Origin of the sequence: Gilliamella sp. CG16, from assembly GCF_046635785.1 — a bacterium.
GTDB lineage: Bacteria > Pseudomonadota > Gammaproteobacteria > Enterobacterales > Orbaceae > Gilliamella > Gilliamella apicola_I.
The window spans coordinates 230,105-245,191 of the sequence record NZ_JBIDFL010000003.1; the positions used below are offsets into that span (position 1 = coordinate 230,105).

Annotated in this window: 11 protein-coding genes and 1 tRNA gene; 7 read left to right on the top strand and 5 right to left on the bottom strand. The window is 37.7% G+C overall.

The features are described from left to right. Positions 1–3: 3 nt before the first annotated feature. Positions 4–507 carry a phosphatidylglycerophosphatase A gene (locus ACGH47_RS05250; protein ID WP_220216257.1) on the bottom strand — a complete coding sequence of 168 codons (504 nt, stop codon included), beginning with the start codon at positions 505–507 and terminating at the stop codon, positions 4–6. 97 nt (positions 508–604) lie between these two features. After that, a complete protein-coding gene (gene argF, locus ACGH47_RS05255; RefSeq protein ID WP_411622893.1) occupies positions 605–1,615 on the bottom strand; it encodes an ornithine carbamoyltransferase in 1,011 nt (336 codons plus the stop codon). Positions 1,616–1,883: 268 nt separating this feature from the next. Between argF and carA the strand changes: the two genes are divergently transcribed. The 3 genes from carA (at position 1,884) to ACGH47_RS05270 (ending at position 6,728) form a co-directional block, all read left to right on the top strand. Next, on the top strand, positions 1,884–3,044 hold the full coding sequence (carA, locus tag ACGH47_RS05260) for a glutamine-hydrolyzing carbamoyl-phosphate synthase small subunit (RefSeq protein WP_411622894.1): 1,161 nt from the start codon (positions 1,884–1,886) through the stop codon (positions 3,042–3,044). 1 nt (position 3,045) lies between these two features. Next, the gene (carB, locus tag ACGH47_RS05265) at positions 3,046–6,261 is read left to right on the top strand and encodes a carbamoyl-phosphate synthase large subunit (protein WP_411622895.1); all 3,216 of its coding nucleotides are present in this window, start codon (positions 3,046–3,048) and stop codon (positions 6,259–6,261) included. Between the two features lie 390 nt (positions 6,262–6,651). Further along, positions 6,652–6,728 (top strand) — tRNA-Met (locus ACGH47_RS05270). A 37-nt stretch (positions 6,729–6,765) separates the two neighbouring features. Here the strand turns inward: ACGH47_RS05270 and metF are convergent. The 3 genes from metF to ACGH47_RS05285 form a co-directional block, all read right to left on the bottom strand. Then, on the bottom strand, positions 6,766–7,641 hold the full coding sequence (metF, locus tag ACGH47_RS05275; protein ID WP_267350199.1) for a methylenetetrahydrofolate reductase [NAD(P)H]: 876 nt from the start codon (positions 7,639–7,641) through the stop codon (positions 6,766–6,768). A 111-nt stretch (positions 7,642–7,752) separates the two neighbouring features. Next, a complete protein-coding gene (gene metE / locus ACGH47_RS05280; RefSeq protein WP_267379526.1) occupies positions 7,753–10,026 on the bottom strand; it encodes a 5-methyltetrahydropteroyltriglutamate--homocysteine S-methyltransferase in 2,274 nt (757 codons plus the stop codon). Between the two features lie 180 nt (positions 10,027–10,206). After that, positions 10,207–10,758, bottom strand: a complete 552-nt coding sequence (locus ACGH47_RS05285) for a YagU family protein (protein ID WP_065558486.1) — start codon at positions 10,756–10,758, stop codon at positions 10,207–10,209. A 345-nt stretch (positions 10,759–11,103) separates the two neighbouring features. On the opposite strand from ACGH47_RS05285, the gene recN reads away from it, so the two are divergent. The 4 genes from recN to slmA are packed head-to-tail and all read left to right on the top strand — an operon-like array spanning position 11,104 to position 15,076. After that, positions 11,104–12,765 (top strand): DNA repair protein RecN, encoded by a 1,662-nt coding sequence (gene recN / locus ACGH47_RS05290; protein ID WP_267379523.1) that lies wholly within the window; start codon positions 11,104–11,106, stop codon positions 12,763–12,765. A 52-nt stretch (positions 12,766–12,817) separates the two neighbouring features. After that, complete coding sequence (coaBC, locus tag ACGH47_RS05295; protein WP_267379520.1) at positions 12,818–14,044, top strand: bifunctional phosphopantothenoylcysteine decarboxylase/phosphopantothenate--cysteine ligase CoaBC; 1,227 nt, start codon at positions 12,818–12,820, stop codon at positions 14,042–14,044. Next, entirely contained in the window at positions 14,028–14,486 is a 459-nt protein-coding gene (gene dut / locus ACGH47_RS05300; protein ID WP_065558484.1) for a dUTP diphosphatase, read from the top strand. The genes coaBC and dut overlap by 17 nt, the downstream gene beginning before the upstream one ends. Further along, positions 14,483–15,076, top strand: a complete 594-nt coding sequence (gene slmA / locus ACGH47_RS05305; protein WP_065558483.1) for a nucleoid occlusion factor SlmA — start codon at positions 14,483–14,485, stop codon at positions 15,074–15,076. Before dut ends, slmA begins: the two co-directional genes overlap by 4 nt. The last annotated feature ends 11 nt before the right edge of the window (positions 15,077–15,087 follow it).

The window sequence follows — 15,087 nt, forward strand, 5'->3', positions numbered from 1 at the left end:
AAATCAGCAGGGAATCACATAAGCCAACACATAAACAGTCAGGGATGAAAAAATCGCTGCAATCACATCATCCACCATAATACCAAAACCACCGGGCACACGCTTATCAAACCAACGAATAGGCCAAGGTTTTGCCATATCAAATACTCGAAAAGCAACAAAAGCAATCGCAATCCATAGTAGTGAATATTGTGGGATAAAAAATAGCGTTATCCACATACCAACAAATTCATCCCAAACGATATGCCCTGAGTCATGTGTATGTGTATCATCTGATGTCTTTTGACAAAGAAAACAGCCAAACATAAATGTCACAAAAATAAAGATCCAATATAAAATCGGTTGTAACTCGTTAAATAACAACCACAGCGGAATCGCCATTAATGACCCCATTGTGCCAGGCATAATTGGGGATAAGCCACTTCCTAATCCCACCGCTAAAAAATGGATCGGATTAGTAAGTTTTAAGTGTTTTTTAAAATCTTTATTACGTGCTTGTTTTGTCATGTTTGCTTTTAAATTTGATAAAATGATGCCGACTTAACGTCGGCAAACATAGCAAAATGCTGATAGTTAATTAGCATTTTTATTGATGAGTATTATATTATTCGTCTTTGGTTAACGTTGCAACCATTATGGCTTTAATGGTATGTAAACGATTTTCTGCTTCATCAAAAACAATACTGTGTCGAGATTCAAATACATCGTTAGTCACTTCTAAACCATCTGTTAAACCATATTGCGCTGCCATTTGCTTGCCGACGGTGGTATTCATATCGTGAAAAGCGGGCAAACAGTGCATAAATTTCACATCGGAATTATGAGTAAGATTAATCACATTTTGATTAATTTGATAAGGCGCTAACAGTTTGACCCGTTCATCCCAAACGTCTTTAGGTTCTCCCATGGAAACCCACACATCGGTATAGAGAAAATCAACGCCGTTAACACCATCAGCAACATCTTCTGTTAAAAGGATTTTAGCGCCTGTCGTTTTTGCTATATCTTGGCACTTTTTGACCAGTTCCGATTCGGGTTGGCACGCTTTAGGCGCCACTAAACGAATCTCCATACCCATTAAAGCTGCGCCTTCCATCAACGAATTCCCCATATTATTACGCGCATCACCTAGATAGGCGAATTTGACACTGCTTAATGGCCGATTGCCGATATGTTCTTTCATGGTCATAAAGTCAGCTAAAATCTGTGTAGGGTGTGCTTCGGTGGTTAATCCATTCCACACAGGGACACCGGCATACTTCGCTAAAGTTTCGACAATATCTTGTCCATAACCTCGATACTCAATACCGTCATACATCCGTCCTAATACACGGGCAGTATCTGCAATAGATTCTTTATGGCCTATTTGGCTCCCACTTGGACCTAAATAGGTCACTTGGGCACCCAGATCAAATGCGCCCACTTCAAAAGCACAGCGCGTACGGGTTGAGTCTTTTTCGAAAATTAAGGCAATATTTTTACCCACCAGATGTTTTTTTTCAGTGCCTTGTTGCTTAGCGTGCTTTAATTGAATAGAAAGATCGATTAATTGATTAATTTCGCTTGGGGTGAAATTGAGTAAACGTAAAAAGTGGCGCTGATAAAAACCGTGCATGACGAGCTCCTAATCGAGATTATTATTCACGCCATTCTATTTGAATAATTATTCACTTTCAAGCTAAACCTAATAATATCTTTGATAATTTATGTGATTCGTTACAAGTCTCAAAAATGAGACATTATTATTCAATTAATTTTAATAATATTGCTTTTTTTGTATAAAAAAGTGTAATAAAATGGCTAAATATTATCTTCTCAAGATTAATAGCAATGAATTTTTATTCATATATAATGATTTTTTATTCTTAAAGGTCTTTTTAATCATGCAAACTTATGCCCTCCTTATATTACAAGACGGTTCACAATTTATCGGTACATCTATCGGCGCTGAAGGTCAAACTGTTGGCGAAGTTGTTTTTAATACCTCAATGACTGGCTATCAAGAAATATTGACCGATCCCTCTTACTGTGAACAATTAGTTACTTTAACTTATCCACATATTGGTAATGTGGGCACTAATGATGCAGATGCTGAATCAAATCAAGTTTACGCAAAAGGACTTATTATTCGTGATTTGCCACTATTAGCCAGTAATTATCGCTGTGAAAAAGATCTCTCCAATTATCTAAAACAACACAATGTTGTTGCTATTGCCGATATTGATACTCGCCGTTTAACCCGTATTTTACGTGAAAAAGGCGCACAACATGGCGTTATTGTAACGGGCAAAGATAAACAAACTTTACTCGAAAATGCAGAAGCAACCAAACAAATAGCACTCAATTTTAAAGGATTAACCGGACTTGATTTAGCTAAAGAAGTAACGTGTGCTAAAAGTTATTGTTGGACGCAAGGCATTTGGACAAGACAAAATGAACATCCAACACCAAAACCTGAAAGTGCTTTACCCTATCATGTTGTTGCCTATGATTTTGGTGTTAAACAAACTATTTTACGAATGTTAGTTGAACGGGGTTGCAAATTAACCATTGTGCCGGCTAAAACGAGCGCCGAACAAGTTTTAGCATTACATCCTGATGGTATCTTTTTATCTAATGGGCCTGGCGATCCAGCACCGTGTACGTATGCCATAGATGCCATTAAACAGTTTTTAACCACCAATATTCCGATATTTGGCATCTGTCTTGGACATCAGCTGTTAGCGCTGGCATGTGGTGCGAAAACCATAAAAATGAAATTTGGTCACCATGGTGGAAATCATCCGGTTAAAGATCTTGAGCATGATCGTGTCATGATTACCTCGCAAAATCATGGTTTTGCCGTTGATGAACACAGTTTACCGGCTCACTTACGTGTTACGCATCAATCCCTATTCGACGGCTCATTACAAGGTATTCATCATAATCAAAAACCCGCTTTTAGTTTTCAAGGACATCCCGAAGCCAGTCCTGGGCCACATGATGCCGCCCCGCTTTTTGATCACTTTATAGAGTTAATTAAATTTTACCAGCAGGAGCAATAATATGGCTAAGCGAACAGACATCAACACTATTTTAATTATTGGCGCAGGCCCGATTGTTATTGGTCAAGCATGTGAATTTGATTATTCAGGCGCACAAGCCTGCAAAGCACTACGTGAAGAAGGCTATCAGGTTATTTTAGTGAATTCTAATCCTGCCACCATTATGACCGATCCTGAACTGGCAGATGCAACCTACGTTGAACCTATTCATTGGACAACGGTGAGCAAAATTATCGAACAAGAAAGACCCGATGCGATTTTACCCACAATGGGAGGACAAACTGCCCTTAACTGCGCTCTGGAACTTGAAAAACGCGGTATTTTAAAACAATTTAATGTTGAGATGATCGGTGCCACTGCTGACGCCATTGATAAAGCCGAAGATCGCAAACGTTTTGATCAAGCCATGAAAAAAATTGGTCTTGATACGGCTCGTTCGGGTATTGCCCATTCACTGACAGAAGCTTACGCTATACTCGAACAAGTGGGCTTTCCTTGCATTATTCGCCCTTCATTTACGATGGGCGGTACCGGTGGTGGAATTGCTTATAATACTCAAGAATTTGATGAAATTTGTACTCGAGGATTAGATTTATCACCAACGAAAGAACTACTGATTGATGAGTCATTGATCGGTTGGAAAGAGTACGAAATGGAAGTTGTGCGAGATAAAAATGATAACTGCATAATTGTCTGTTCAATTGAAAATGTTGACCCTATGGGCATTCATACCGGCGATTCCATTACTGTTGCCCCAGCTCAAACCTTGACAGATAAAGAATATCAAATCATGCGTAATGCCTCGATAGCAGTACTTCGTGAAATTGGGGTAGAAACAGGTGGATCAAATGTTCAATTTTCGGTCGATCCCAAAACAGGACGCTTGATTGTCATTGAAATGAATCCACGGGTATCACGCTCATCCGCATTAGCGTCAAAAGCAACTGGTTTTCCTATCGCTAAAATCGCCGCCAAACTGGCAGTCGGTTATACTCTTGATGAACTCGCCAATGATATTACAGGCGGTAGAACACCGGCATCATTTGAGCCTTCGATCGACTATGTCGTCACTAAGATTCCACGTTTTAACTTTGAAAAATTTGCCGGTTGTAATGATCGCTTAACCACACAAATGAAATCAGTAGGTGAAGTCATGGCGATTGGGCGCACTTTTCAAGAATCATTACAAAAAGCACTGCGAGGACTTGAAGTCGGTGCGTGTGGTTTTGATCCGAAAATTGACAATTATGATGATGAAAAAAACCTCAACAAAATACGTTATGAACTACAAGAAGCTGGGGCTGAACGAATTTGGTATATTGCGGATGCTTTTCGAGCCGGTTTCAGTTTAGACGACGTTTTCACATTAACCAATATTGATCGCTGGTTTTTAGTGCAGATTGAAGAACTTATCAGCCTTGAAAACCAACTAAAATCGCAATCATTAGCTAGCCTTAATTCAGAATCATTATGGCAACTTAAGCGTAAAGGTTTTTCAGATTTACGAATCGCTAAACTGCTGAATGTTAAAGAGCAAGACGTTCGTGATCGACGAAACCAATACCATATTCATCCGGTTTATAAACGGGTTGATACTTGTGCAGCAGAATTCTCAACCGATACGGCTTATCTTTACTCAACCTATGAACAAGAGTGCGAAGCCAAACCACAATTCATTCGCCCTAAGATTATGATATTAGGCGGTGGACCGAATCGGATTGGGCAAGGTATTGAGTTTGATTACTGTTGCGTGCATGCAGCACTAGCATTACGTGAAGATGGTTATGAAACCATTATGGTTAACTGTAATCCTGAAACGGTATCAACTGATTATGATATTTCAGATCGACTCTATTTCGAGCCTGTTACATTGGAAGATGTGCTAGAAATTGCCTACGTTGAAAAGCCAAACGGTGTAATCGTCCAATACGGTGGACAAACACCGCTTAAATTGGCTCGAGCACTGGAAGCAGCAGGATTACCAATAATTGGTACTTCACCTGATGCAATCGATCAGGCTGAAGATCGTCAACGCTTTCAAGCCATTGTCGAAAAACTAAGGTTGAAACAACCGGTTAATGCTACCGTGACTGATATTGAAGAAGCCGTCATTAAAGCCGAACAGATTGGCTATCCATTAGTGGTCAGGCCTTCTTACGTGCTTGGTGGTCGGGCAATGGAGATTGTTTATAATGAATCCGATTTAAGGCGATATTTTAAAACCGCTATCAGCGAATCTAACAATGCGCCTGTATTGCTTGATCACTTTCTAGATGACGCAATTGAAGTTGATATTGATGTGATTGCCGACGGCGAACAAATTATGATCGGCGGCATAATGGAGCACATTGAGCAAGCGGGTATTCACTCAGGCGATTCCGCTTGTTCATTACCCACTTATACATTAAGTCCAGAAATTTTAGACAAATTGCGCAAGCAAGCTAAACAATTAGCGTTAGAACTTAATGTTAAAGGTTTGATGAACGGTCAATTTGCGATTAAAAATAATGATATTTATCTGATCGAAATCAATCCTCGTGCAGCCCGAACAGTACCATTTGTATCGAAAGCTACCGGTTTGCCTTTAGCAAAAATCGCAGCTAGAGTAATGACAGGACAATCACTTGCGCAACAAAACATGATCAGTGAGCTTATTCCACCTTATTACTCAGTAAAAGAAGTGGTTTTACCATTTAATAAATTCAGTGGTGTTGACCCAATTTTAGGGCCAGAAATGCGATCCACTGGTGAAGTAATGGGAATCGGTAAAACCTTTGCCGAAGCTTTTGCTAAAGCACAGCTGGGTAGCTTATCGAATATGAAAAAATCGGGGAAAGCGCTTTTATCAGTTCGTGATCAGGACAAAACTCGCTTGTTAGCGATCGCTAAACGACTCATTGCGCATGGGTTTAGTATTGATGCGACTTTTGGCACCGCTAAGGCATTACAACAAGCTGGCATACCATGCCAAATAGTCAAAAAAGAAAACGAAGGACGCCCGAATATTCATGACCATATTAAAAATGGCGAATATAGCTATATTCTTAATACTACATCAGGGCGAGCAGCCATTGAAGCATCGAAAATTCTGCGTCGTAGTGCAATACAGTACAAAGTTCACTATGATACAACGATGAACTCCGCTTACGCCACAACGGTTGCATTAGACTGCGATCCAGCACAATATGTTGTTTCATTGCAAACACTTTACGCATAAATATTGGGTAAAAAGTAAGCCTGTAAAATAAATAGTGGCTAACAGATGTGCTGAGAACAAGAACCTTAATACTATTAAAATATAGTATTAAGGATATTTTTAAATGGTAGCGTTAATTTAATCTTTCCACATAAACATGAACCATGATATTGATTAGACATTTTTTTCCTTTCTTTCTTGAATAAATAACAATTACTCTAATATGAAATAAATAGCAGCCTAGCTTTTAATCAAAAAACAAAGTGATTTTTATCTAAAAAATTTAAGAAAAGGCGTACATTTTAGTAAAGAAAGTGTCTATTTATAGATAATGTGTTCAAAAATGGGGCAGTTACGCCAAAAAGGTATTGCTTTATTATTTTATTACTATAATATTGCTCACCTCTTTGACGCGGGGTGGAGCAGCTTGGTAGCTCGTCGGGCTCATAACCCGAAGGTCGTTGGTTCAAATCCAGCCCCCGCAACCAACTCTTCAAGATTTCAGCTTTTTCTATTAGTTACACATTATGCCGATTTAGGTACTGCAAGTAACGTTGATACTGCCTCACTGATTCTTCTGGCAATATAGCTATTATTCATCGTATACAAATGGATACCATCAACATCTTGTGAAACAAGATCAACAATCTGATCAATAGCATAAGCAATCCCTGCATCACGGAATGCATCAGGATGATGTTCATATTTTTCCATCATCTGTTTAAACTTCTTCGGAAGATTAACCCCACACATCGATACCATGCGCTCAATTTGGTTTTTATTCGTCACCGGCATAATACCTGCTTCTATCGGTACGTTAATTCCCATATCATGTGCTTTATCTAAAAAAGTATAAAAATAGTCATTATCAAAAAAGAGCTGTGATATAAGTTGATCCGTTCCGGCATTGACCTTTTCTTTTAAATGTATCAAATCTTGTTTTAGGGTTGAGGTTTCAAGATGCCCTTCCGGATAACAAGCACCTATTACATTAAAATCCCCATTTTCTTTAATATATGAGACCAATTCACTGGCATAACGAAAATCATCTTTAGGCGCAATATTAGGATTAATATCGCCTCGTAAGGCAAGCACATTATCAATACCAGCACATTTAAGATCATGAAGAATTTTTTGCATTTCTGCTTTATCAAAATTAATACCAGGTAAATGGGCAACACTCTCAATGCCATAAGTGTGTTTGACCGAGTGGGCAATATCAATAGTGGTTTGACCATTCAAACTGCCACCAGCCCCATAAGTTACGCTGATAAAATCAGGCTTAAAATAGCCAAGTTCACGTAATGTGCTATAGATAGTCTCTAAAGGCGACGTTTTTTTAGGTGGAAACACTTCAAAAGAGAACACCGTTTTTTTATTAAAAAGTAAATTTGTTTTCATTTGTTTCATCCATTCGTGTGCCAACGATTGTCCTTACTGACATTTCCGCCGCTCAAAATCGGCGGCGGAATAATAAGGCTTAACAACGTTATTTAGCGTCAAAAAAGCTTATCAATTGAGTGTTTTTCGAACTTCTAATGTTGCTTGAACTAAATGTTCTAAGCTTTCAACAACTTCTTTTTCGCCACGCGTTTTTAAACCACAATCTGGATTAATCCATAATTTTTGCTTTTCAATTTTAGCCAGTAACTTCTCAATCGTGGCTTTAATTTCGGCAACCGGTGGGACACGAGGTGAATGGATATCATAAACACCTGGCCCAACTTCTGTTTTAAAATGATTAGCTTTAAGTACGTCAATCAATTGCAGATTTGAACGAGAAGCTTCAAACGAAATCACATCAGCATCCATTGCATCAATATCTTTGATGATGTCAGCAAATTCGCTGTAACACATATGCGTATGAATTTGTGTATCAGCTTGTACTTTGCTGTGAACTAATCTAAATGCTGGAATAGCCCAATCTAAATATTCACTATTCCAATCCGCTTTACGTAGTGGTAATTTCTCTTTTAGCGCCGCCTCATCAATTTGGATAACTTTAATACCCGCCGCTTCAAGATCTAACACTTCATCACTGATAGCTAAACCAATTTGGAAGACTGATTCTTTTTGTGAAATATCTTCACGAGGGAACGACCAGTTAAGGATCGTGACTGGGCCAGTTAACATGCCTTTAACAGGTTTATCAGTGAGGCTTTGTGCGTATTGTGAATACTCAACAGTAATGGGTTTAGAGCGTGAAATATCACCCCAAACAATAGGTGGTTTAACACAACGAGTACCGTATGATTGCACCCATGCTTTTTCAGTAAAGACAAAACCATTTAAGCTTTCGCCAAAATACTCGACCATATCATTACGTTCAAATTCACCATGAACTAACACATCAATACCAATCTTTTCTTGGAGCTTAATGCATTCTGCAATTTTTTGCTTATTAAACTCGGTATATTCATTCAAACAAATTTCACCTTTTTTAAATTTTGCTCGATTTAAACGAACATCAGGAGTTTGTGGAAATGAACCAATCGTTGTTGTTGGTAGAAGTGGCAAATTGAAGGCTTTTTTCTGCGTCGCTTCACGGACTGAAAACGCTGGCAAACGGGTAAAATCGGATTCTTTTAATGCAGCGACTTTCTGACGTACTGCTTGATTGGCGCCTTCACGTTCACGCGTAAATAACGTTTGATTAGCTTTATACGCTGCATGATTTTCAGGTTGAGACTCGTTAACTAAAAGCCCAAGTTCAGCAAGTTCTTGAAGTTTTTCTTGGGCAAAAGCAAAATAAGCACGTTGTTGAATCGTTAACTTTGTTTCATTTTGCAATGTGTAAGGCACATGGAGTAAAGAACATGACGTATTGATCACCACTTTACCCGCTTTTTGTTTAATTTTAGTCACTAATGCCAATGTTTTTTGATAATTATTTTTCCAAATATTTTTACCATTAACCACACCAGCAAATAACACTTTATCAGACGGGAATCCATGATTTTCAAGTAATGCTAATGATTGCTTGCCTTCAACAAAATCCAGTCCAATACCATCAAATGGTAGCGCCACCAATTCTTTGTAGCAATCACGAACATCACCAAAATAGGTTTGTAACACGACTTTAGTTGTCCCTTTAACCGATAAGATCGCCTGATAAAGTTCAGTAAATAAAGCAATATCATCTTTATTTAAATCAGTCACCAAAATTGGTTCATCAATTTGAATCCACTGTGCGCCAAGTGTCGTAAATTTTTGAATGATGTCTTGATAAGCTTTAATAATATCAGCTTTAAAATCAACCAGTTTTTTATTTCCTAAATACTGTGCAAGTTTGAAAAATGTTAACGCACCAATAACAACCGGTTTAGTTTGTATACCAAGTGCTTTCGCTTCTTGATATTCATCAAAAGGCTTTGTGCCAGCTAATTTAATCTGTACTGAATCTTCAATTTCAGGTACTAAGTAGTGATAGTTGGTGTTAAACCACTTTTTCATTGCCAATGCACGAACATCACCTTTTTCACCTTGATAACCCCGTGCCATTGCAAAATAACGATCCAATTCCGGTAAACTTAAATCTTGGTAACGTTTTGGAATAACATTGAGCAAACAAGCGGTATCTAATACTGCATCATAAAACGAAAAATCATTTGAGGAGATAAAAGCAATGTTATGTGATGCTTGTTGTTGCAAATGCTCAGCACGTAATGCTTTAGCGTCATTTAATAATTCAGTCTGGCTTTTATTGCCTTTAAAATAAGCTTCGGTAGCAAATTTAAGTTCACGAAGCTTACCAACACGAGGATATCCAATTACAGCAGTATTCATTTTTTGTTTTCCTTTCATCACATTTCTTAAGTAGCAAAAAAGATAACAAAAAAAACTGTTATTGAATAATTCTAGTTTTTTATTGATTGATATAGTTTTTTTCTATATCTAAACATCAAAAAAAATCCCTCTAACGTTATATTGTCAGAAGGATTTTAGTTAATTTTTTAGTAAAATTGACTATTTACGCCATTCACCACGAATAGGTCTTGAAAAATAAGCAAGTACGGCAATCATACAAATTTCAATCGACACACCCCAGTAGATATGTCCTAAAAATTCACTCCAAAGTTCATAACCATTTAAATTCCATAACCAACCTACTGTACCCTCCGGATCATAAGCAGGATGACGGAAACCAAGTAGTGGAATTAAAAAGCCATGCATGGTAACGGTAATGATAATGCCGTAGAATGCACCATACCATAATCGGATTTTATTCCAAAAGTAGGCAATAAACACATAGACAAAAGCAAATGCAAAACTAAATAGCCAGTGATAAAGTGTCACTGCACCTGAAACGATAGCCGTTTGATAAGCATAATCAAGCGAGTGAGAATTAATACCTAACCAACCAAGCCATGCATCAATATGTGCTGCAGGAGGAGAAACTTCACCGGGTACACGTGGAGGCATGTTGACTTCTGAGCCCCATTTAACTAACGCACTAATGAATCCACCAATCAGAGTTGTCCAAATAATAATTTGACGATTTGTTTTATTTCCAAACATGTTAAATGTCCTTAATTATTGTTAAAATTTTCCAAATTATATTGCATAATAATTTAGGTTGAAAGAGGGTATAATAAGATTAATTCACAAGAAAATCTATTATAATAATTGGTAAAACTTGATCTAAAACTCATTTTACAAAGAAAAATATTCAATTTTTTCATATTTCATCGTAAATTCACGGAATTTTCGTTATTTAACTTTTATAAAAAACAAATAACAGTGGATATTCAAATCATCAATAAACACGAGTTTTCTCACAAAACACCATTAAACTGTATTTATTTACAGTGTTTTTGTTGCTATACTGCTCATATTATCACTAGCCTTACTGATTAATTTTTTATGATAACTCAACTTACTATCAATAATTTTGCTATCGTCGATCACCTGTTAGTTGACTTTACAACCGGGATGACTGCTATAACCGGTGAAACCGGAGCAGGGAAATCGATCGCGATCGATGCTTTAGGGCTCTGTTTAGGCAATCGTTCCGATGCTTCATCTATCCGTTTAGGTGCTGAACGTGTCGATATTTCAGCCTGCTTTGTGCTTGATGACACACCAGCCGCCTTTTCTTGGCTAACCGAAAATCAGCTAGACGAAGGTAATGAATGTATATTACGACGAGTTATCAATCAAGATGGACGTTCAAAAGCCTTTATTAATGGTCGTGCTGTGCCCATATCCCAACTCAAAGATTTAGGGCAAATGTTAATCCAAATTCATGGACAACATGAACCCCAACGTCTTTTACGAGGTGAATATCAGCAGTTATTACTTAATCATTATATGAATGAGCCATCACTGCTCAATCAAATGCAACAAGCTTATAAGCAATGGAAAGTAGCACGCCAGACTTATGAACAGTATCAAGCATCACGACAAGAACGAGAAGCACATGTTCAGTTATTACAATATCAACTTAAAGAGCTAAATGAATTTTCACCTATTGAAGGGGAATACCAACAAATTGATGAAGAATACAAACGTTTATCGAATAGTGAACAGTTAATTCAGCTTAGCCAACAATCGGTGATGCTTTTAGATGAAGCTGATGAATACAATGTCAGTAATCTACTTGGTAGTGTTAAAAACAGTGTGCAGGAGTTATCCGAACTCGATCCAAATTTAAGTAACGTGTTTAACATGCTGGAAGAAGCCGCTATCCAGATCAAAGAAGCCAGTTATGAACTGCGCCATTACAGCGAAAGTTTAGAGCTTGATCCAGCGCGTGTCATGCAACTTGAACAACGGCTATCAAAGCAAATAGCGCTTGCCCGTAAACACCATGTTGCACCAGAGGCACTTCCTGAATTGCATCAGAATTTGCTTACCGAATTCAAACAGATTAATCAACAAGATGAACAAAGTGAACAACTAAAGGCAGATATTACCAAATATCATCAATTTGCACTTGAAATTGCCCAAAAATTACATCAAAAACGCTTAACGAGCAGTAAAGCATTAGCTAAAAAAGTCACGGCTATTATGCATGAATTATCTATGCCTAATGGACAATTTAGCATTGATATAACCTTTGATGAAACGCGTTTAAATGAAGACGGCGCCGATCAAGTTACTTTTTTAGTTACCACCAATGTCGGACAGCATGCCTTGCCCCTTGCCAAAGTGGCATCTGGCGGTGAATTATCACGTATTGCGCTAGCAATACAGGTTTTGACGGCTCAAAAAATGGATACACCGGCATTGATATTTGATGAAATCGATGTAGGCATTAGCGGCCCTACAGCTTCTAAAGTTGGGCAATTATTAAGACAGCTTGGACAATCTACCCAAGTTATTACCGTTACTCACTTACCACAAGTTGCGGGACAAGCTAATCAACACTACTTTGTCAGTAAGCAAACTAACAGCAAACAGACATCAACTGATATGCAAAAATTAGACAATAATGGACGTTTAAATGAATTAGCCCGACTTTTAGGCGGAGATAAAATTACTGATGCAACGTTAGCCAATGCGAAAGAGTTACTTATTATCTAAATGAATTGTGGTAATATAGTGATTTTGATTTGAAGGTGAAGGAAACTTGATCATGAATCTTTCTGGTAAACATATTTTATTAGGAATTACAGGAGGCATAGCTGCTTATAAATGCCCTGATCTTGTTCGCCATTTAAAAAAAGCGGGAGCGGACGTAAGAGTAATCGTCACTGACTCGGCTAGCCATTTTGTCACAACAATGACGTTACAAGCCGTTTCAGGTAATCCTGTTTCAACTGATTTATTTGATCCTTCTGCTGAACTCTCTATGAGCCATATTGAACTGGCAAAATGGGCGGATTTAGTATTAATCGCCCCTGCAACAGCGAATATTATTGCTAAAATAGCCAATGGCATTGCCGATGACCTGTTATCAACGGTTTGTTTAGCAACATCAGCAAATATTGCGTTAGCACCAGCCATGAATCAACAGATGTATAAAGCAGCAGCAACCCAACATAATCTATCTGTACTAAGTAACCGAAATACATTCATTTTAGGTCCCGACGATGGTTTTCAAGCTTGCGGTGATTACGGCCCAGGACGAATGGTTGAACCTCAAGCAATTGTCGATCAAATTGAACGTTGTTTTTCAACTTCATCTGCATTATCAGGCATATCGCTAACCATCACGGCTGGCCCAACGATTGAAGAGTTAGATCCTGTTCGATATATTAGTAACTATAGTTCAGGAAAGATGGGATTTGCTATTGCTAAAGTAGCCGCCGAAATGGGTGCAAAGGTAACCCTAATAAGTGGTCCGGTAAATTTAGATACGCCTAAAAATGTGAATCGAATTGATGTAAAAAGTGCAAATGAGATGTATTACGAAGCGTTAAAATTTGCTAAACAATCCTCTATTTTTATTGGGTGTGCCGCCGTTGCCGACTATCGAGCTGAAACTATCGCCGAAAATAAAATTAAAAAGGCAGATAATAGTAATGAATTAATGATTAAGTTAGTCAAAAATCCTGACATTATTGCGCATATTGCAGCGTTAAAAGAACAACGCCCTTTTGTGGTTGGTTTTGCGGCTGAAACTGAAAATGTTAAAAATTATGCCTTAAAAAAATTAACGGCTAAAAACCTAGATTTGATTTGCGCTAATGATGTTTCTGATAAAAAAATTGGCTTTAATTCTGAGCAAAATGCATTAACACTTTATTGGCAAAATGGTGAACAAACATTACCATTAAGTAGTAAACAACAATTAGCAACACAGTTACTTGAAGTTGTTATAACACGATATAAAGCGAGTCATGATGAAAAGAAAAATTGATATTAAAATATTAGATAAACGTTTAGGTAATGATTTTCCGCTTCCAACCTATGCAACCGAAGGATCGGCTGGCATTGATCTACGAGCAATGTTTGATAAAACAACCGAGATAAAACCCGGTGAAACCATTTTAACGCCAACAGGTTTATCCATGCATATTGCAGATCCGACTTTAGCGGCATTAGTTTTACCTCGATCAGGATTAGGATCTAAAAATGGGATTGTACTTGGTAATTTAGTGGGTCTCATCGATTCAGATTACCAAGGTCAGTTATTTGTACCGGTATGGAACCGTAGTCAAACTCCATTTGTGATTGAAGCAGGTGATCGCATTGCCCAGTTAATTATTGTTCCTGTCATACAAGCAGAATTTAATATTGTTGATGAATTTACAGCGTCAGCGCGCGGCGAAGGTGGATTTGGGCATTCGGGTAAAAAATGATTGTGAGCAGCAAAAATAAAAATAGGAAAGAAGATATACTGCAAGCTTTAGCCACCATGCTTGAATCTAATGAAGGTACCCAACGCATTACTACAGCAAAGTTAGCAGCAAGTGTTGGTGTATCAGAAGCTGCACTTTATCGACATTTTCCGAGTAAAACTAAAATGTTTGAAAGTTTAATTGTCTACATTGAAGATATTTTACTTTCTCGCATTAATGTCATTATGCAAGATGAGCTAAATACCTTTGTCCGTTTACAGTTAATTCTCGCATTAATATTGGGTTTTTCTGAAAAAAATCCCGGATTAACCAGAATCATGACTGGGCATGCCTTAATGTTTGAACAAGAGCAACTTCAAGAACGTATTAGTCAGCTGTTTGAACGAATTGAAACTCAAATTAAGCAAGTATTACGTGAACGAAAAATTCGTGAAGGCGTTGCATTTACCACCGATGAACGAATTTTATCCAGCCAATTATTAGCTTTTTGTGAAGGGATGATGGTTCGCTATTCTCGTTCCGGCTTTAAATATTTACCAACCACCAATTTTGATACACGTTGGGCGTTATTAGCGAAACAATTAATTTAAACATATAAAAT

What these genes read in the sequence shown, in the direction of transcription:
- ACGH47_RS05285 (WP_065558486.1), bottom strand. Translation starts at nt 10,758, where the DNA reads ATGTTTGGAAATAAAACAAATCGTCAAATTATTATTTGGACAACTCTG.
- metF (WP_267350199.1), bottom strand. Translation starts at nt 7,641, where the DNA reads ATGAAAACAAATTTACTTTTTAATAAAAAAACGGTGTTCTCTTTTGAA.
- carB (WP_411622895.1), top strand. Translation starts at nt 3,046, where the DNA reads ATGGCTAAGCGAACAGACATCAACACTATTTTAATTATTGGCGCAGGC.
- slmA (WP_065558483.1), top strand. Translation starts at nt 14,483, where the DNA reads ATGATTGTGAGCAGCAAAAATAAAAATAGGAAAGAAGATATACTGCAA.
- dut (WP_065558484.1), top strand. Translation starts at nt 14,028, where the DNA reads ATGAAAAGAAAAATTGATATTAAAATATTAGATAAACGTTTAGGTAAT.
- recN (WP_267379523.1), top strand. Translation starts at nt 11,104, where the DNA reads ATGATAACTCAACTTACTATCAATAATTTTGCTATCGTCGATCACCTG.
- metE (WP_267379526.1), bottom strand. Translation starts at nt 10,026, where the DNA reads ATGAATACTGCTGTAATTGGATATCCTCGTGTTGGTAAGCTTCGTGAA.
- coaBC (WP_267379520.1), top strand. Translation starts at nt 12,818, where the DNA reads ATGAATCTTTCTGGTAAACATATTTTATTAGGAATTACAGGAGGCATA.
- ACGH47_RS05250 (WP_220216257.1), bottom strand. Translation starts at nt 507, where the DNA reads ATGACAAAACAAGCACGTAATAAAGATTTTAAAAAACACTTAAAACTT.
- carA (WP_411622894.1), top strand. Translation starts at nt 1,884, where the DNA reads ATGCAAACTTATGCCCTCCTTATATTACAAGACGGTTCACAATTTATC.
- argF (WP_411622893.1), bottom strand. Translation starts at nt 1,615, where the DNA reads ATGCACGGTTTTTATCAGCGCCACTTTTTACGTTTACTCAATTTCACC.